A 17,467-nucleotide genomic window follows, 5' to 3' on the forward strand; every position below is an offset into this window, starting at 1 on the left:
CGCCGCTATTGGTGTCGCGCTGTTTTCTCTGTTTAACGAAAGGATGTTAACTAAATAAACCCAATAACTCGATCCCTTGGCAAAAATTCTCGCTCTGGAAACAATCACCCCCTTGCCGCGACGGTCTGCCCGGTGGGCGCAACCTTGTAATCGGAACGCTCTATACTTACCGTTCAGAGAGCGGCGAGGGTCGCGCAGCCGGCAGCGACGCCGGTCAGGATCAGCTGCGGCGAGAGGTGGGTGATGGAGCCCAGTCTGTTTTCCTTCATCTGGAAACATTCCAAACGCCAGCAGATCGTGCTGCTGGCGCTGACGGTGATCTCGTTTCCCTTTCTCTATGCGACGCTGGAGCTGCCCAAGCAGATCATCAACGACGCCATCGGCGCCCAGACAGATCGAATCGATCTGTGGGGGCTTGAGCTAAGCCAGATCGAATATCTGTTCGCGCTCTGCCTTGCCTTCCTGGCCATGGTGATCGCCAGCGGGCTGATGAAGATGAAGATCAACACCATGAAAGGGGTGTTGAGCGAACGTATGCTGCGTCGGCTGCGCTTTCAGCTGATTGCCCGGATGATGCGGTTTCCGCGCAGCTATTACTCGACCACCAGCCAGGGAGAGTTGGTGTCGATGATCACCTCCGAGGCCGAGCCGATGGGCGGGCTGATGGGGGATGCGGTGGCGCAACCGGTGTTCCAGGCCGGACAGATGCTGACCATCGTCACCTTCCTGTTCATGCAGAATGTCTGGTTCGGGCTGGCCTCGGTGGCGCTGATCCCGCTTCAGGCCTGGCTGATCCCGCGCCTGCAAAGGCAGATCAACCTGCTGAACAAGGCGCGTATCCAGCAGGTGCGCCACCTGAGCTCGGAAATCGGTGAAAGCGCCGCTGGCATCGCCGATCTGCGTACCAATGGCGGCTGGCGCTATCGGCTGGCGCAGATCACCGACCGGCTGGGGCGGCTCTACGATATCCGGTTCCGGATCTATCAGAAGAAATTCTTCATGAAGTTCCTGAACAACCTGATCTCGCAGATGACCCCGTTCCTGTTCTATTCGGTGGGCGGTTATCTGGCGATCAAGGGCCAGATCACGGTGGGGGCGCTGGTGGCGGCGCTGGCCGCCTACAAGGATCTGTCCAGCCCGTGGAAAGAGCTGCTGACCTATTACAACCAGGTGCAGGACATGTCGCTGCGCTGGCAGGTGGTCACCGAGCGCTTTGCCCCGCAAGGCATGATCCCGGCCGAGCTGTTCGAAGGCGAGCCCAAAGAGATCCCGCGCCTGACCGGAGCCATCGAGCTGCGCGACGTCACCGTGCGCGACCAGGACGGCAATACGATCCTTGAAGATATCGACCTGACGATCCCGCCCGGCGCCCGGGTGGCGATACAATCGGACCGGCCCGCCGAGCGGGCGGCCCTGGCCCAGCTTTTGACCCGCGAGATCGTGCCCAGCCGGGGCGAAGTGGTGATCTCGGGGTATCCGCTGTCCACGCTGCATCAGGCGGTGATCGCGGCCCGGATCGGCTATGCCCATTCACGCCCCTATCTGTTTGACGGGACGCTGGGCGACAACCTGCTGATGCCGCTGCGCACCCGGCCTCAATCAGACTCGCTGGCACCAACCCGGCCCGGCCGCCGTCAGATCGAGGCGGTCGAGGCCGGCAACAGCGGCGACACGCTGGATGCGGACTGGATCGACCCGGGTCTGGCCGGGCTGAGCGATGGCGACCAGATCCGCGACTGGTGGTTCCAGCTGGTCGAGGCGATGGGTCTGGACGAATTCATGTTCCGCCGCACCCTGCGCAGCCGGATCGACTCGCGCCTGCATGAAAGCCTTGCCGCCGAGATCGTCGCCCAGCGCGACACCGTCGCCCGCCGCCTGAACCAGCGGGGGTTGGCCGAGATGGTGCACCGGTTCCACCCCGACCGCTTCAACCCGGCGGTGCCGCTGGGGGGGAACCTGCTCTTTGCTGCCCCGGTGCGCGAGATCTCGCAAGAGCAGCTGGTCGGCGATGGCCGCTTCATCCAGATGCTGCGGAACGAGGGTCTGGCGGACGAGGCCATGAGCATTGCCCTGGGCGTGGTGGCGACCCTACGACAGACCTTTGGCCGCGATGGCACCCAGCACCCGCTGTTCCGGCGCATCGGGATGGAGGACGCGGTCTATCTGCGCCTGCTCGACATCGCCGACCGACAGGCCGCCGGAGGCACCGAGGCACTGTCTGACGAGGAACGCGCCCAGTTGATGACGGTGCCGTTCCTGCTGACCGCCGAACAGATCGGCCCGACCTTTCCCGAAGAATACAAGGACAAGATCCTCGCCATCCGCCGCGACCGCGCCAGCCGTCTGCGCACGCTGGTGGGCAGCGATTTCGTCGCCGTCGATCCGCAGGTCTATATTCCCCGGCTGACGGTTCTGGAAAACGCGCTGTTCGGGCGGGTGTCGATCGTGGCCGGCGCCCAGGCCGAAGCGATCGAGGATACCGTCGCCGAGGTGCTGGCCGAGGCCGGGCTGCGCCGCCGCATTGCCGCGATCATCTACGACCTGCCCGCAGGTCTCGGCGGCGCCAACCTGCCCACCGTGTTCCAGGAGCGCGCCGCCTTCTCCCGCGCCAGCATCAAGCGCCCCGATATCCTGATCCTCGACAATGCGCTGGCCAGCCACGATTCCGAAAGCCGCCTGCGCACACGGCAGCGTCTGCGCGAATTGCTGCCGCGCGCGATCATGATCTTCATGGAGGACCGGTTCGCCAATCCCGAGGCCTATGACCTGTTCATCGAGATCAAGCAGGGCCGCATCGACGGGGTGACCCGGGCCCAGCCCGATCTTGCCGCCGGCGCGGCGGCGGATCTGGATCGCAAGCTGAAGATCATCGCCTCGACGCCGCTGTTTACGCGGCTCGACGCGCGCAACCAGCGCCTGCTGGCCTTTTCGGCGCAATGGTATCGGGCATCGGCGGGTCAGGTCATCTTCTCCAGCGGGCAGACCGCCGATGCGGCCTATCTGTGCCTGTCGGGACGGGCGGCGCTGCGCTGGCCCGAAGATGCGCCGGGCGAACGGCCCATCACCCTGGTCGAACCGGGGCGGCTGATCGGCGATCTGTCGATCATCACCCGCCAGCCACGGCCGATGGACCTGGTCGCCGAGACCGATAGCCGGTTCCTGCGTATCGGCGCTGAAGAGTTTCGCGCCGTCATCGAACATGATGCCGGTGTCTCGCTGCATCTGCTGCAAACGGTAGCCGGGCATCTGGTCGAAGCTGGCGACATCCTGCGCGCGGCGCGGATCAACATCACCGATTTCACCGATCAATCGCTGCGTCCGGTGCCGCGGCCCGAAAACACAAAGGCCCGTGATGCCTGACCGCCCGGCCTATACCCCACATGAACAGCTGGTCGCGCCCGGCCGCGCCCGGCCCGAGCTGTGGCGGCTGATCGCCGGGCTGATCGCCATCGGGGTCATCGTGATGGCCGCGAACATGGTGCTTTACGGGGCGGTCAACACACTCGCCAGCCCGGAATGGGCGGCCGGTTTCACCAGTGGCACCACGCCCGACGGGCTGCTGGTGCTACTGGGCAGTTTCGGCTTTGTCATTGTGGGTGTCGGGGTCGCCGCGTGCCTGTTCCAGCACCGCGCACCGCTTGGCATCCTTGGCCCGCCCCGGCTGGCGCTGCGGCAATTCTGGCAAGTGTTCCGCCTGCTGCTGGTGCTGGGCGTGCTGCTGTTGATCCTGCCGCCCTATGACATGGGCGCGCCGCTGAAAGAGAACCTGCCGCCGGGGCGCTGGCTGCTGTTGCTGCCGCTGTCGATCCTGGCGCTGCTGATCCAGACCGGTGCCGAAGAGATCCTGTTTCGCGGCTATGTCCAGCAGGCGCTTGCGGCGCGCTTTCGCTCGGCGCTGATCTGGATGGTGCTGCCCTCGGTCCTGTTTGCCCTGGGCCATTACCTGCCGCAAGAGGCCGGAGGTAACGCGCTGCCCATCGCGCTCTGGTCCGGGGTGTTCGGCATCCTGATGGCCGATATAACCGCGCGCGCCGGCACGCTGGGCCCGGCCATTGCGCTGCATCTGTTCAACAACATGATCGCGCTGCTGATCGTTTCGCTGCCCGACAGCCTGTCGGGCCTGTCTCTGTATCTGCTGCCCTATTCGATGGCCGATACCGAACATCTGCGCGCCTGGCTGGCGGTCGACTTTGCCACCATGTTCGTGACCTGGCTGCTGGCCCGGCTTGCTTTGCGACGTTGATTGCATTTCCGCGCACATCACCTTATTTGACGCGGGTGCAGCATCACCGGGAGTCCACATGAACTGGATCACGAATTACGTCCGGCCACGGATCAACTCGATCTTTTCGCGGCGCGAAGTGCCCGAGAACCTCTGGCAGAAATGCGACGAGTGCGGGACGATGCTGTTCCATCGGGAACTGGCGGATAACCTGAATGTCTGCACCCAATGCGGCCATCACATGCAGATCACGCCGCGCGCCCGGTTCCAGGCCCTGTTTGACGGCGGCATCTTTACCGAGGTCGAGGTGCCCGAGCCGGTCGCCGACCCGCTGCATTTCCGGGATCAGAAGAAATATCCCGAACGGATGAAGGCGGCCCAAAAGGGCACCGGCGAGAAAGAGGCGATGCTGGTTGCAAGCGGCGAGATCGGGCGCACGCCGATCGTGGCCGCGGCGCAGGATTTCTCGTTCATGGGCGGGTCCATGGGCATGTATGTTGGCAACGCGATCATCGCGGCGGCGCAAAAGGCGGTTGATCTGAAACGCCCGCTGATCCTGTTCTCGGCCGCTGGCGGCGCGCGCATGCAGGAAGGCATCCTGAGCCTGATGCAGATGCCGCGCACAACCGTGGCGGTGCAGATGCTGAAAGAGGCGGGCCTGCCCTATATCGTGGTGCTGACCCATCCGACCACCGGCGGGGTGACCGCGTCTTATGCGATGCTGGGCGATGTGCATATCGCCGAACCCAATGCGCTGATCTGTTTTGCCGGACCGCGCGTGATCGAACAGACCATCCGCGAAACACTGCCCGAAGGGTTCCAGCGCGCCGAATACCTGCTGGATCACGGCATGCTGGACCGGGTGATCAAACGCACCGACCTGCGCGAAGAACTTATCACCCTCACCCGTATGCTGCTGAACCTGCCGCCCGCGGTTCGCGGCGACCTGCCCCCGCCCGAGGCTGCGACGCCCGAGACGGCAAAGGAACAGACCGCCCCCTCCGAGGCACCAGCCAAATCATGACCAACCCCGGTTCCGACGTCATCCTCCAGCGGATGCTGGCGCTGCACCCCAAGATCATCGACCTGACGCTGGACCGGGTCTGGCGCCTGCTGGCTGCGCTCGACAATCCGCAGGACCGCCTGCCGCCGGTCATCCATATCGCCGGCACCAATGGCAAGGGCTCGACCCAGGCGATGATCCGCGCCGGTATCGAGGGCGCGGGGCTGAGCGCGCATGCCTATACCTCGCCGCATCTGGCACGGTTTCACGAACGCATCCGGGTGGCCGGAGAGCTGATTTCGGAACCCGACCTGGTGGCGGTTCTGGACGAATGTTATGCCGCCAATGGCGGCGAGACGATCACCTATTTCGAGATCACCACCTGTGCCGCGTTGCTGGCCTTTGCCCGCACGCCCGCCGATTACACCCTGCTCGAGGTCGGCCTTGGCGGCCGTCTCGACGCGACCAATGTGATCGCGCGCCCGGCACTGTCGATCATCACCCCGATCTCGATGGATCACGAACAGTTCCTTGGTGACACGCTTGCCAAGATCGCCGGCGAAAAGGCCGGGATCATCAAGCGCGACGTGCCGGTGGTGAGCGGCCCCCAGCCCGATGAGGTGCTGGAGGTGATCGAGGCCACCGCCGCGCGGCTTGGCGCGCCCCTGCTTGCCCATGGCCAGCACTGGCATGTGCGCCAGGAGCGCGACCGCCTGATCTTCGAGGACGAGACGGGCCTGTGCGACCTGCCCCTGCCCAACCTGCTGGGTGCTCATCAGATCGAGAATGCCGGTGCGGCGCTGGCCGCGCTGCGCCATCTGAACCTGGGTGAGGCCGCCTGCGAGGCCGCCGTCACCCGCGCCCATTGGCCCGCCCGGATGCAGCGGCTGAAGACCGGCCCGCTGGTGCAATCCGCACCCATAGCCGAGCTCTGGCTTGACGGCGGTCACAACCCCGCCGCCGGTGTGGCGCTGGCCACTTTGCTGGCCAGCCGCCCTGGACGCCCGACCCACCTGATCTGCGGCATGCTCAATACCAAGGACGTGACCGGCTATCTGCGCCCGCTCAGCGCCCAGGCGGGCAGTCTCACGGCAGTGTCGATCCCGGGCGAGGCAAACACGCTGAGCGCCGAGCAGACCGCCGTCGCCGCCCAGTCGGTCGGGTTGACCGCCAGCACCGCGCCGGACGTGGCCACCGCGCTTGCCCGCATCGTCGCTGCGGAACCCGACGCGCGTGTCCTGATCTGTGGCTCTCTCTATCTGGCCGGAAACATCCTGCGCGAAAACGGCTGAGTCTTCATTCCGCCGCAAATACTCCGGGAGAGGCGACAAAATTCTGCGAATTTTGTACCGGGGGGCTGCGCCCCCCTACTTGCCCCACTCCTTGTCCTGCATTTCACGCAGGCGCGAGGCGGTGCGCTCGAACTCAAACGTCCCCTCGCCCTCGACATAGAGCATTTCCGGCTCGGCCGCCGCCGAGCAGATCAGCCGCACCCGCGCCTCATACAGCGCGTCAATCAGGGTCACAAACCGCTTGGCCTCGTTGAAATTGTTGCGGCTCAGACGCGGAATGTCCTCGAGCACCAGAACCTTGACCGCCTCAGCGATGGCCAGGTAATCGCCCGGCCCCAGCATCCGCCCGCAGAGATCATAGAAACTGGCCCGCCCGATGCCGTTGCGAAACGCGGGCAGCTCCACGTCGCGGCCCTTGACCTTCAGGATCAGCGGCCCGCCCGCCCCGCCGGTCAGGTCGCGCCAGATCGCCTCGATCTCGCCGCGTGCCGCAGGGCCGATGGGCGTGAAATAGACCCGGGCCCCCTCCAGCCGGTTCTGCCGGTAATCGGTGGGCGAGATCATCTCCCACACCCGCATCCGCTCCTTGATCAGCTCGATGAAAGGCAGGAACAGCTGCCGGTTCAACCCGTCCTTGTAAAGGTCATCGGGCACCCGGTTCGAGGTGTTGACAACCACCACCCCCGCCGCGAACAGCGCCTCGAACAGGCGCCCCACGATCATCGCATCGGTGATGTCGGTGATCTGCATCTCGTCAAAGGCCAGCACCTTGACCGAGCGGATCACCGCCTCTGCCACGGGCGCCAGGGCGTCGGCCACGCCCTTGGCGCGCGCCGCGTGCATGCCCGCGTGGATCTCCTGCATGAAGGCATGGAAATGCACCCGGCGAACTGGCACTGTCTCGCCCAGCACCTCGACAAACAGGTCCATCAGCATCGACTTGCCACGCCCGACCCCGCCCCACAGGTAGAGACCCCTCGGCGGCGGAGGCGCCTTGCGGAACAGCCCGCGCTTCACCGGGGTGCTCAGCGCCTCGTGGATCCGGTCGAATTCGGCCAGTGCCGCCTCTTGCGCGACATCGGCCTGCAAGGTGCCTTCGGCGACACGGGTGGCATAAAGGGCGGAAACAGCAGTCATTTCGCAGCCATACCCAACCAGCCCCGCCTTGAAAAGCGGCCCTGTCGGGCACGGATCATCAATTTCCGTGAATGATGCGCGAAAAACTCCTGAATTGACGCCGCCTCGTTTCACTTTAGGGTCCGCCAGGCACCATACCGGAGACCGCCAATGGACCGTTCGGCCCGCCTGATCAATCCGATCCTGATCGTCAGCTGTATCATCATCACCGTCAGCTTTGCTGTCCGGGCCTCGTTCGGCGTGTTCCAGATCCCTATCGCAGAAGAGTTTGGCTGGCTGCGTACCGATTTCTCGCTGGCCATCGCCATTCAGAACCTCGCCTGGGGGGTTGGTCAGCCCATCTTTGGCGCGATCTCGGAAAAGATCGGCGACCGCAAGGCGATCTTCCTCGGCGCACTCCTATACGCCGGCGGCATGGTGCTCAGCGCCTGGTCGACCACGCCGCTGGAACATCAGATCTATGCCTGGGCGGTGGGTTTCGGCATCGCCGGTACCGGCTTTGGCGTGATCCTTGCGGTGGTTGCGCGCGCCTCCAGCGACGAGAACCGCTCGATGAGCCTGGCGCTGATTACCGCCGCCGGCAGCGTTGGGCAGGTGATCGGCGCGCCCACGGCGGAATGGTTGCTGACCTTCCTGCCCTGGCAACAGGTGTTCATCGTCTTTGCGGTGGCGGTCCTGGCGCTGGTGCTGACCCTGCCGATGCTGCGCGCGCCCGCCCCCTCCAGCAAGGCCGAGCTGGAAGAGAGCATGGGCCAGATCCTGACCCGCGCCTTTCGCGACCCGTCCTATACAATGATCTTTCTGGGCTTTTTCAGCTGCGGCTATCAGCTGGCCTTCATCACCGCGCATTTCCCCGCCTTCGTGACCGAGATGTGCGGCCCGATCCTGCCCGGTGGCGTGCTGCATTCGATGGGGATTACCACCACCTCGGCGCTGGGTGCGGTGGCGATCTCGCTGGTGGGGCTGGCCAATATCGCGGGTACGCTGACAGCAGGTTGGGCGGGCAAGCATTTCTCCAAGAAATACCTGCTGGCGGGCATCTATACCGCCCGCACCGTGATTGCGGCGGCGTTCATCCTGCTGCCGATCACGCCGCTGTCGGTGATCCTGTTTTCGGTGGCGATGGGCTCGCTGTGGCTCGCCACCGTGCCGCTGACCTCGGGCCTTGTCGCGCATCTTTACGGGCTGCGCTACATGGGCACGCTCTATGGCATCATCTTCTTCAGCCACCAGCTGGGCGGGTTCCTCGGCGTCTGGCTGGGCGGGCGGATGTACGACCTCTACGGCGATTACACCATGGTCTGGTGGATCGGGGTGGGCGTCGGCGCCTTCAGCGCCATCGTCCACCTGCCGATCCGCGAGAACAGGGCGCCGCTGCCCGCATGAACAGCGGGTGGCAGGGTCAACCCTGCCACTTGTCCAGGATATAGCGGCTGGTCATCAAGTCCAGATGCGCACCGCCGCCATTCTTGAACAGGGTGATATCGTCGCGGGACGCTTTGAAAGCATCAAGATCGTAGTAATCGGCCACCACATCGGCGCGGGTGATCACCCCATCGGCCAGCGGCATCATCAGCTCGCCAATATGGTCCAACGTAGTGTCGACACTGTCGACAAAGATGCGCGCGCGGCGCATCGCCTCGTCATCGGCCTCGCGCATGTCGGGGCGATAGGCGCCGATCAGGTTGAGGTGCTGGCCGGGACGCAGCCATTCGCCGCGAATGACCGGCTCGCTCGACATGGTGGCGGTGACGATGATGTCGGCCCGGTTTACCGCCTCGGCCAGGTCATCAACCACCTCGAGGCCTGCATAACGTGCCGCGACCTCCTCGGCCTTGGACCGGGTCCGGTTCCACATCTTCAGGCGCGCCTTGGGAAACCCTGCGCCAAACGCCTCGCACAGCGACAGGCCCACGGTGCCAGCGCCCACGACCAGCACCTCGCGCGCGTCGGGGTCGGCCAGCCGCAGCGCCGCCAGCAGGCTGTCACCGGCCGTCTTCCACTTGGTCACCAGGTGGAAATCGACCAGCGCCGACAGCGCGCCGTCGTGGTCGCTGTAAAGGTTCACCGCCCCGTTGATCATCGGATCGCCCCGCTCGGGGTTGCGGGGAAAGATATTGGCGGTCTTGACCGCAATGCCCAGCCCGTCGATCCAGGCCGACCGGGTCAGCATCGTGTCGGGGTCGCGATACAGGAACGTATCGCCGATCTGCGCCTTGGGCAGCGTGTGACCATCGGCCAGCGCCCGTGTCAGCTCCAGCCAGTCCAGTTTGGCCTCTCCCTCGGCAAAGGGGATATGGGGAATGCTCATGCGGCCTCTCCTTCGGTCAACAGCCCCTCGGCCACCAGGCGTGCGGCCCAGCCCTGAGGCCCGGTGAAATGATGCACTTGCCAGCCGCGCGTCTGCGCGGCCTCGATATTCTCGACCCGGTCATCGGCAAATAGCAAGGCCGCGGGCGCCAGCCCGCAATCGGCCTCGACGGCGGCATAGATCGGTGCGTGCGGCTTGACCATCTGCATGCGGCCCGAGACATAGGCCCGGTCGAACTCGGTCAGGAACGGGTAGACCGTGCAGGCATAATCGAAGTTCTGTACTCCGAAATTGGTCAGCGCAAAGACCGGCACGCCCTTGTTTCTGAGCGCCCTAAGCAGGCGCACCGAATGCGGGATTTCGGGCGTGGCCAGCTCGATCCAGCTGTCATGCCAGGCCCGGATCTCGTCACGCCAGTCGGGATATTTCTCGGCCCAGTCATAGATCGTGTCGGTGAAATGATGGCCCTGATCGACAAGGTCGTTCATCCCGTGCAAATCGACCTCGGCAAACATCTGCCGCCGCCGCTCCTCGCCCAGAACACGGTCGTAATAGCGCTCGGGCTGCCACTCGATCAGCACATTGCCGATGTCGAAAATCACCGCCTCGATTGTCATCTGAAATCTCTCTTGCCCTGAATGAATGCGGGCCTGCGGCCCTGCCCCGGACTGAACCAAGAGCGGGGCGGATGATCAACCCGAAACATCCGCGTCGAGCCGCCAAACGAAAAACCCCGGCTGCACGGGGCAGCCGGGGTTCGATCTGTTGCAAGAGCGGGGTCGCTCAGAGGCCGGTCGACACGTCGATCGTGTTACCCTCTTCGAGGGTCACATAGGCCTTTTTCACGTCTTTCCGCTTGCCCAGCTGGCCGCGGAACCGCTTGACCTTGCCTTTGGTGATGGTGGTGTTGACCGCCTTCACCTTGACACCGAACAGCGATTCGACCGCTTCCTTGATCTGCGGCTTGTTGCTGTCGATCGACACTTCGAACACCACGGCGCCGTTTTCGGATGCCATGGTCGATTTCTCGGTGATGATCGGCTTGCGGATCACGTCGTAATGTTGTGCTTTCGCGCTCATTTCAGACGAGCCTCCAGTGCTTCGACAGCCGCTTTGGTGAGCACCAGGGTGTCACGCTTGAGGATGTCATAGACGTTTGCGCCCATCGACGGCAGGATATCCAGACCTTCGATGTTGCGCGCGGCGCGGGCGAACCCTTCGTTGACCGCGGCGCCGTCGATGACCAGCGCGCGCTTCCAGCCCAGGTTTGCAACCTGCTTGGCCAGAGCTGCGGTCTTGCCTTCGGCCTCGGCGTTCTCGATCACGACCAGTTCACCCGCCTTGGCCTTGGCCGACAGCGCGTGGCGCAGGCCCAGCTTGCGGAACTTCTTGGTCAGGTCGTGGCCGTGCGAACGCGGGGTCGGACCCTTGTAGACACCACCGTGACGGAAGGTCGGCGATTTGCGCGAGCCATGGCGAGCGCCGCCGGTGCCTTTCTGGCGGTAGATCTTCTTGGTCGAGTAGCTGACCTCGGACTTGGTCAGCACCTTGTGGGTACCGGCCTGCGCGTTGTTGCGCTGCCAGCGGACCACACGGTGCAGGATGTCCGCGCGCGGTTCGAGACCGAACAGCGCTTCGTCCAGGTCGATGTTGCCGGCCTTGGTGCCGTCGAGTTTGATCACATCGAGTTTCATGCTTCACCCCCTTCGGCGGGCGCTTCGGCAACAGGTGCTTCGGTTGCGGCCGATTTCACAGCAGCCGGGAAGGGCAGGCCTTCCGGTGCTTTCTTCTTGACGGCATCCTTGACGGTGACCCAGCCGGACTTCGGACCGGGCACGGCGCCCTTGATGAAGACCAGACCACGCTCGGCGTCGGTTTTCACGACTTCGAGGTTCTGGGTGGTGACACGGGCAGCACCCATGTGACCGGCCATCTTCTTACCCTTGAACACGCGGCCCGGGTCCTGACACTGACCGGTGGAGCCGTGCGAACGGTGGCTGATCGACACGCCGTGCGAGGCGCGCAGACCACCGAAGTTGTGGCGCTTCATGGCACCGGCGAAACCCTTACCGATCGAGGTCCCCGACACGTCGACCTTCTGGCCGGTCAGGAAATGCTCGGCCGAGATCTCGGCGCCAACTTCGATCAGCGCGTCTTCGGACACGCGGAACTCGGCCAGCTTGCGCTTGGGCTCGACCTTCTGTGCGGCGAAGTGGCCGCGCATGGCCTTGGACACGCGCTTGATCTTGGGGGTGCCTGCACCCAGCTGAACGGCGGTATAGCCATCCTTCTCGGTGGTGCGCTGGGCGACGACCTGCAGGTTGTCCAGCTGAAGAACGGTCACAGGGATCTGCTTGCCGTCTTCCATGAACAGCCGGGTCATGCCGACTTTCTTTGCGATAATACCGGAACGCATTCTCTACCCTCCGATCTTACGACTGCAGCTTGATCTCGACGTCCACGCCGGCGGCGAGGTCGAGCTTCATCAGCGCGTCCACCGTCTGCGGGGTCGGATCAACGATATCCAGGAGCCGCTTGTGAGTGCGGATCTCGAACTGGTCACGGCTTTTCTTGTCGACGTGAGGGCCACGGAGAACCGTGAACTTCTCGATCTTGTTCGGCAGCGGGATCGGGCCGCGCACTTGCGCGCCGGTCCGCTTGGCAGTGTTGACGATCTCTTGCGTGCTGGCGTCCAGAACGCGATAGTCAAATGCCTTCAGCCGGATACGGATATTTTGGCTTTGCATTGTCATGCCTTTTTGTCAGGCGTTGGGGTTGAGAGGAGGATCCGCGCGCATCGCAAACCCTCGTCGAACCCAAACGGCGGGAATCACCCCGCCGCCAAATTCTCATCGAGAACCCGCGCGCTATACTAGGGGTCGGGATGGCTGACAAGGGGTTTTGGCCCCCGGCGGCGGGATGCGGGCGCTTTTCCCCCAAATACCACCCGCCAAGGGGATTGCGGGCCAAATATCAGCCCTGGGCATCCCTTTGCGCCGCGCGGATCTCGCGCTCCAGCGCGTCCAGAAAGCGGGCGCGATCGGCCTTGGAAAAGGGTTTGCCGCCACCACCCGCGCCCAGCGGGTTGGCGGCGCGCAGGTCGGCCATCAGGTCGCGCATCGCCAGTTGCTGGCCGATATTGGCGGGGGTGAAGGCCTCGCCATTGTGGCGCAGCACCCGGGCGCCCGCCTCGACACATTTGGCAGCCAGCGGAATGTCGGCGGTGATCACCACATCGCCGCGCCCGGCGCGCTCGGCGATCCACTGGTCGGCCACATCCGGCCCGTCGGGCACGATCACGGTTTCGACCAGCGGATTTTGCGACGGGCGCAGCCCCCCGTTCGACACAACGGCCATGCGCAGCCGGTGCCGGGTGGCCACCCGCTCGGCCTCGGCCCGGACCGGGCAGGCATCGGCATCGACGTAGAGGGTTGTCATGGGGGCGATGTATAGGGGGTTTGGTGGGGGAGAGGTAGGGGGATGGCCGCAAAGAGCCCAGAGTTGCGAGCGCTACGACGGCAAGCCCATCAAATAGACTGGCAAAACGAGTGACAGAATATGGGCTAGTGTTGCCAGAGGGTGTTCAAACGCAACACGAAGCGACGATTTCTCCATGCGGAACATCTTTATTGTATCGTCCCGATATCGTTGAGAAACCGCTAAAAGAAATCCATAGGTTGCGAGCATCGACATGACGACAATAGCGAAGCTTTGATCTGATGACATATTGAAACCCAAGAATCTCTAAACCAGAATTCTGCGCAGAATACGCTTTCGATTCAACGGCAACTTCGTCCGCACAGCCGCCACCCTCACCGCTACTTCTTGGGCTTCTTCACCTTGAACTCCTCGGGGATGGGCATCCGGTTGAACGCGTCCAGACCGGCGGTGCGATAGGCCTCGGCCAGGGTGGGATAGTTGAACGTGTTCTGCACGAAATAGTCCACCGTGCCTTTCAGGTTCATCACCGCCTGGCCGATATGGATCAGCTCGGTCGCGCCCTCGCCCACGATCTGCACCCCCAGCACGCGGCGGGTCTTGAGGCTCAGCAGCATCTTCAGCATACCATGTTCCAGCCCCATGATATGCCCGCGCGAGGTTTCGCGGAATCGCGCCACGCCCACCTCGTAGGGGATGCCGCGTTCCTGCAACTCTTCCTCTGACATGCCGCAGGTGGACATCTCGGGCACCGAATAGATGCCATAGGGGAACCAGGGGCTTTCCGGCAGGGTCGGCGTTTCCAGCGCATGACAGGCCGCGACCCGCCCCTGCTGCATCGAGGTCGAGGCAAGCGAAGGATGCCCGATCACATCGCCGGTGGCATAGATATGGGGCACCGATGTCTGATAGGTCTTGCGATCCACGGTGATCCGGTTGCGGTGATCGGTTTCCAGCCCCACCGCGTCGAGGTTCAGGGCCGAGGTCGCGCCCATCCGACCAGCGGCGAACAGCAGCATCTCGGCGCGGATATGGCGGCCATTGGCCAGGCTGATCTCGATATGGCTACCGGTATCCTCGATCTTCTCCACCGCCGAACCCAGCCGCAGATCGACACCGTTTTCGCGGATCTGATGGGTGAATTCCTGGATCAGGGTGCGGTCGATGAAGTCGAGAAAGGTCTCGCGCGGTTCGATCAGCGTCACCCGCACATCCAGCGCCGAGAACATGCTGGCATATTCGACCCCGATCACCCCGGCGCCGATCACGGCCAGCGAACGCGGGATCCGCTCCATCTCCAGAAAGTCGTCGCCATCGACCACCGTCTTGCCATTGAACGGCACGTAGTCGGGGCGATAGGTCTTGGTTCCGGTGGCGATCAGGAACTTGGCGGCGGTCAGGCGCGTGGTATCGCCCGCCTCGGTCGCGACCTCGATCTCGTGCGGGCCGACAAAGCGCGCCAACCCGTTCAGCGTGTCGATATGGTTGCGGTTGAACTGATGCTCCAGCACGTCGACCTCGTAATCGAGCGTCATGTGCAGCCGCGCCTTGAGATCCTCGGCGCTGATCCGGTCCTTGACCCGGTAGGAGCGCCCGTAAAAGCTGCGCTCGCGCCAGCCCGACAGGTTCAGCACCGTTTCGCGCAGCGTCTTGGACGGGATGGTGCCGGTATGGACCGAGACACCACCCAGCCGGTCCTTGCGGTCGATCACCAGCACCCGGCGTTTCAGCTTGCCCGCCTGAATTGCGGCGGCCCGGCCCGAGGGGCCGGAACCGATGATGATCAGGTCATAGTCGAACGTGCTCATACCGCCGCTCAATCCCGATAAAGCGCTTCGGCATGGAACGACACGTGGTCTTCCATGAAACTGGAGACGAAGAAATAGGAATGATCATACCCCGGTTGCAGCCGCACCGTCGCCTGCTGGCGGCGCTCGGCGATGGCGGCGGCCAGCGCCTCGGGGCGGAGCAGGTCGATGAACTGGTCACTGGTGCCGGTGTCGATCAGGATCGGACCGTCAAAACCCGCCTGTTGCATCATCAGCGTCGCGTCATGTTTCGCCCAGGCCGCCTCGTCTGTTCCCAGATAGGCGTTCAGCTGCTTGCGGCCCCAATCGCTGCCCGTCGGGTTCGAAATCGGTGCGAAGGCCGAGACCGAGCGATAGCGGCCCGGCAGGTTCATCGCCAGTGTCAGCGCCCCGTGCCCGCCCATGGAATGGCCGGTGATCGCCTGACGGGTGGGGTCGATGGCGAAATGTTCCGCCACCAGCGCTGGCAGTTCCTCGGCCACGTAATCCCACATGCGGAAATGCGGGGCCCAGGGTTCCTGGGTGGCGTTCACATAGAACCCGGCGCCCTGACCCAGATCGTAATCCGCGTGATCCGCGACACCCTCGCCGCGCGGCGAGGTATCGGGAAACACCAACGCGATTCCCTGCTCGGCGGCCCATCCCTGCGCACCCGCCTTGACCATGGCGTTTTCATGGGTGCAGGTCAGGCCCGACAGGTACCACAGCACCGGCACCGGGCCGTCCTTGGCCTCGGCCGGCAGGAACAGGCCAAAGGTCATGTCACAGCCGGTGGCGGCCGAGGCATGGCGATAGACACCCTGTACACCGCCGAAACAGGCGTTTTCCGAGACGGTTTCGATCATGACACGGTCCTTTTCCACTGGTTCCCCGCCATGGCTAGCGGGACAGGGCGCAGAGGTAAAGCGTACTGGCCGACCGACCCCGTCTTTTTGCGACACCCTGCGGCGACCCAGCGGCCCGCTTGACTTGTCCCGGACCTGCGCCTTTGATCGCGACAACCGCAGGAGGTGACATGCAAAACCAATTCGACAAGGAACTTCAGGACCGTCTCGTGCGCTATGCCGCCATCGACAGCCAGAGCGACGAAAGCGTGCCCACCTCGCCCAGCACCGCCTGCCAGTTCGACATGCTGCACCTGCTGCGCGACGAGCTGGTCGAAATGGGCGCACAGGATGTGGAACTGACCGAGTATGGCGTGGTGCTGGCCACCATTCCGGGTACCGCGCCGGGGCCGACCGTTGGGTTCCTTGCTCATGTAGACACTGCACCGCAGTTCAACGCCAGCGGCGTGAAGCCACGCGTGATCGGCGGCTATAACGGCGGCGACATCACCTTTCCCGACGATCCCGCGCTGGTGCTGTCGCCCGCCGAACACCCCTATCTGGCGGAAAAGATCGGCCATGACCTGATCACCGCATCCGGCACCACGCTGCTCGGCGCCGATGACAAGGCGGGGGTGGCGATAATCATGACCATGGCGCGGCACCTGCTGAACAGCCCCGATATCGCGCGCGGCCCGATCCGCGTGGCCTTTACCCCCGACGAAGAGATCGGGCACGGCGTAAATGAACGGTTGCCCGCCGATCTGCGCGCCGATTTCGCCTATACGCTGGACGGCGGGCAGGTGGGCGAGATCGAGTATGAAAGCTTCTCGGCCGACCGCGCGGTGGTGACAGTGACAGGCGTGTCGATCCATCCTGGCTGGGCCAAGGAGAAGATGGTCAATGCCATCCACCTCGCCGCGAAGATCGTGCAGACCCTGCCGCAAGCAACGATGACCCCCGAAACCACCGACGGGCGCGACGGGTTTATCCACGCCACCGATATGGAGGGCGGCTCGTCCGAGATGGTGATCAAGTTCATCCTGCGCGATTTCGAGCGCGACGGGCTTGCCGCCAAGGGCGAGTTGCTGCGCCAAGTCTGCGCTGCCGTGCAGGCGGGCGAGCCGCGCGCGGCGATCAAGTGCGAGATCTATCCGCAATACCGCAACATGCGCTATTGGCTGGAAAAGGACATGACACCCGTCGAACTGGCCCGCGCGGCGGCCGAGGCCGAAGGGGTCGCGCCGATCTCGGTCCCGATCCGGGGCGGCACCGACGGCTCTCGCCTGACCGAAATGGGGGTGCCGACGCCCAATATCTTTACCGGCATGCAATGCATCCACGGACCTCTGGAATGGATTTCGGTGCAGGACATGGCAACCGCCACGCGCACCTGCCTGAGACTGGCGCAGATGGCAGCAAAGGGCTGAGG

General features: G+C 64.1%; 16 protein-coding genes. 6 read left to right on the top strand and 10 right to left on the bottom strand.

Annotation, left to right across the window (positions count from 1 at the left end):
• The first annotated feature begins 243 nt into the window (after positions 1-243).
• From SPO_RS19360 to SPO_RS19375, 4 genes are read left to right on the top strand one after another with little or no spacing between them, the layout of a single operon-like run.
• Positions 244-3,360, top strand: coding sequence for an ABC transporter transmembrane domain-containing protein (locus tag SPO_RS19360; protein ID WP_044028861.1), 3,117 nt, complete (start codon positions 244-246; stop codon positions 3,358-3,360).
• Positions 3,353-4,243, top strand: a complete 891-nt coding sequence (locus tag SPO_RS19365) for a CPBP family intramembrane glutamic endopeptidase (RefSeq protein ID WP_084791027.1) — start codon at positions 3,353-3,355, stop codon at positions 4,241-4,243. Before SPO_RS19360 ends, SPO_RS19365 begins: the two co-directional genes overlap by 8 nt.
• A gap of 58 nt (positions 4,244-4,301) precedes the next feature.
• A complete protein-coding gene (gene accD, locus SPO_RS19370) occupies positions 4,302-5,246 on the top strand; it encodes an acetyl-CoA carboxylase, carboxyltransferase subunit beta (protein ID WP_011049489.1) in 945 nt (314 codons plus the stop codon).
• Complete coding sequence (locus SPO_RS19375; RefSeq protein WP_011049490.1) at positions 5,243-6,517, top strand: bifunctional folylpolyglutamate synthase/dihydrofolate synthase; 1,275 nt, start codon at positions 5,243-5,245, stop codon at positions 6,515-6,517. The genes accD and SPO_RS19375 overlap by 4 nt, the downstream gene beginning before the upstream one ends.
• Before the next feature lie 75 nt (positions 6,518-6,592).
• Here the strand turns inward: SPO_RS19375 and zapE are convergent, their stop codons facing one another.
• Positions 6,593-7,654 carry a cell division protein ZapE gene (zapE, locus tag SPO_RS19380; protein WP_011049491.1) on the bottom strand — a complete coding sequence of 354 codons (1,062 nt, stop codon included), beginning with the start codon at positions 7,652-7,654 and terminating at the stop codon, positions 6,593-6,595.
• A gap of 150 nt (positions 7,655-7,804) precedes the next feature.
• Here zapE and SPO_RS19385 point away from each other — a divergent pair, with 150 nt between their 5' ends.
• Complete coding sequence (locus SPO_RS19385; RefSeq protein WP_011049492.1) at positions 7,805-9,040, top strand: MFS transporter; 1,236 nt, start codon at positions 7,805-7,807, stop codon at positions 9,038-9,040.
• 16 nt (positions 9,041-9,056) lie between these two features.
• Here SPO_RS19385 and SPO_RS19390 read toward each other — a convergent pair whose 3' ends face one another.
• The 9 genes from SPO_RS19390 to fghA all read right to left on the bottom strand — a co-directional run bounded on the left by SPO_RS19390 (position 9,057) and on the right by fghA (position 16,053).
• Positions 9,057-9,965, bottom strand: coding sequence for an ornithine cyclodeaminase family protein (locus SPO_RS19390; protein ID WP_011049493.1), 909 nt, complete (start codon positions 9,963-9,965; stop codon positions 9,057-9,059).
• A complete protein-coding gene (locus SPO_RS19395) occupies positions 9,962-10,582 on the bottom strand; it encodes an HAD family hydrolase (protein WP_011049494.1) in 621 nt (206 codons plus the stop codon). Before SPO_RS19395 ends, SPO_RS19390 begins: the two co-directional genes overlap by 4 nt.
• 166 nt (positions 10,583-10,748) lie before the next feature.
• Positions 10,749-11,045, bottom strand: a complete 297-nt coding sequence (locus SPO_RS19400) for a 50S ribosomal protein L23 (RefSeq protein WP_011049495.1) — start codon at positions 11,043-11,045, stop codon at positions 10,749-10,751.
• Entirely contained in the window at positions 11,042-11,659 is a 618-nt protein-coding gene (gene rplD / locus SPO_RS19405; RefSeq protein ID WP_011049496.1) for a 50S ribosomal protein L4, read from the bottom strand. Before rplD ends, SPO_RS19400 begins: the two co-directional genes overlap by 4 nt.
• The gene (rplC, locus tag SPO_RS19410; RefSeq protein WP_011049497.1) at positions 11,656-12,381 is read right to left on the bottom strand and encodes a 50S ribosomal protein L3; all 726 of its coding nucleotides are present in this window, start codon (positions 12,379-12,381) and stop codon (positions 11,656-11,658) included. Before rplC ends, rplD begins: the two co-directional genes overlap by 4 nt.
• Positions 12,382-12,397: 16 nt before the next feature.
• Entirely contained in the window at positions 12,398-12,712 is a 315-nt protein-coding gene (rpsJ, locus tag SPO_RS19415; protein ID WP_005621947.1) for a 30S ribosomal protein S10, read from the bottom strand.
• A gap of 226 nt (positions 12,713-12,938) precedes the next feature.
• The gene (locus tag SPO_RS19420) at positions 12,939-13,403 is read right to left on the bottom strand and encodes a YaiI/YqxD family protein (protein ID WP_011049498.1); all 465 of its coding nucleotides are present in this window, start codon (positions 13,401-13,403) and stop codon (positions 12,939-12,941) included.
• Between the two features lie 380 nt (positions 13,404-13,783).
• Positions 13,784-15,211, bottom strand: a complete 1,428-nt coding sequence (sthA, locus tag SPO_RS19425) for a Si-specific NAD(P)(+) transhydrogenase (protein WP_011049499.1) — start codon at positions 15,209-15,211, stop codon at positions 13,784-13,786.
• 8 nt (positions 15,212-15,219) lie between these two features.
• On the bottom strand, positions 15,220-16,053 hold the full coding sequence (fghA, locus tag SPO_RS19430; RefSeq protein WP_044029417.1) for an S-formylglutathione hydrolase: 834 nt from the start codon (positions 16,051-16,053) through the stop codon (positions 15,220-15,222).
• A 173-nt stretch (positions 16,054-16,226) separates the two neighbouring features.
• On the opposite strand from fghA, the gene pepT reads away from it, so the two are divergent.
• Positions 16,227-17,465 carry a peptidase T gene (gene pepT, locus SPO_RS19435; protein ID WP_011049501.1) on the top strand — a complete coding sequence of 413 codons (1,239 nt, stop codon included), beginning with the start codon at positions 16,227-16,229 and terminating at the stop codon, positions 17,463-17,465.
• Positions 17,466-17,467 lie beyond the last annotated feature (2 nt).

Source organism: Ruegeria pomeroyi DSS-3, assembly GCF_000011965.2.
Classification (GTDB): domain Bacteria; phylum Pseudomonadota; class Alphaproteobacteria; order Rhodobacterales; family Rhodobacteraceae; genus Ruegeria_B; species Ruegeria_B pomeroyi.

Bases quoted from the DNA above. Each gene is read 5' to 3' on its own strand.
- SPO_RS19360 (WP_044028861.1), top strand. From the start codon at position 244: ATGGAGCCCAGTCTGTTTTCCTTCATCTGGAAACATTCCAAACGCCAG.
- SPO_RS19365 (WP_084791027.1), top strand. From the start codon at position 3,353: ATGCCTGACCGCCCGGCCTATACCCCACATGAACAGCTGGTCGCGCCC.
- accD (WP_011049489.1), top strand. From the start codon at position 4,302: ATGAACTGGATCACGAATTACGTCCGGCCACGGATCAACTCGATCTTT.
- SPO_RS19375 (WP_011049490.1), top strand. From the start codon at position 5,243: ATGACCAACCCCGGTTCCGACGTCATCCTCCAGCGGATGCTGGCGCTG.
- zapE (WP_011049491.1), bottom strand. From the start codon at position 7,654: ATGACTGCTGTTTCCGCCCTTTATGCCACCCGTGTCGCCGAAGGCACC.
- SPO_RS19385 (WP_011049492.1), top strand. From the start codon at position 7,805: ATGGACCGTTCGGCCCGCCTGATCAATCCGATCCTGATCGTCAGCTGT.
- SPO_RS19390 (WP_011049493.1), bottom strand. From the start codon at position 9,965: ATGAGCATTCCCCATATCCCCTTTGCCGAGGGAGAGGCCAAACTGGAC.
- SPO_RS19395 (WP_011049494.1), bottom strand. From the start codon at position 10,582: ATGACAATCGAGGCGGTGATTTTCGACATCGGCAATGTGCTGATCGAG.
- SPO_RS19400 (WP_011049495.1), bottom strand. From the start codon at position 11,045: ATGAGCGCGAAAGCACAACATTACGACGTGATCCGCAAGCCGATCATC.
- rplD (WP_011049496.1), bottom strand. From the start codon at position 11,659: ATGAAACTCGATGTGATCAAACTCGACGGCACCAAGGCCGGCAACATC.
- rplC (WP_011049497.1), bottom strand. From the start codon at position 12,381: ATGCGTTCCGGTATTATCGCAAAGAAAGTCGGCATGACCCGGCTGTTC.
- rpsJ (WP_005621947.1), bottom strand. From the start codon at position 12,712: ATGCAAAGCCAAAATATCCGTATCCGGCTGAAGGCATTTGACTATCGC.
- SPO_RS19420 (WP_011049498.1), bottom strand. From the start codon at position 13,403: ATGACAACCCTCTACGTCGATGCCGATGCCTGCCCGGTCCGGGCCGAG.
- sthA (WP_011049499.1), bottom strand. From the start codon at position 15,211: ATGAGCACGTTCGACTATGACCTGATCATCATCGGTTCCGGCCCCTCG.
- pepT (WP_011049501.1), top strand. From the start codon at position 16,227: ATGCAAAACCAATTCGACAAGGAACTTCAGGACCGTCTCGTGCGCTAT.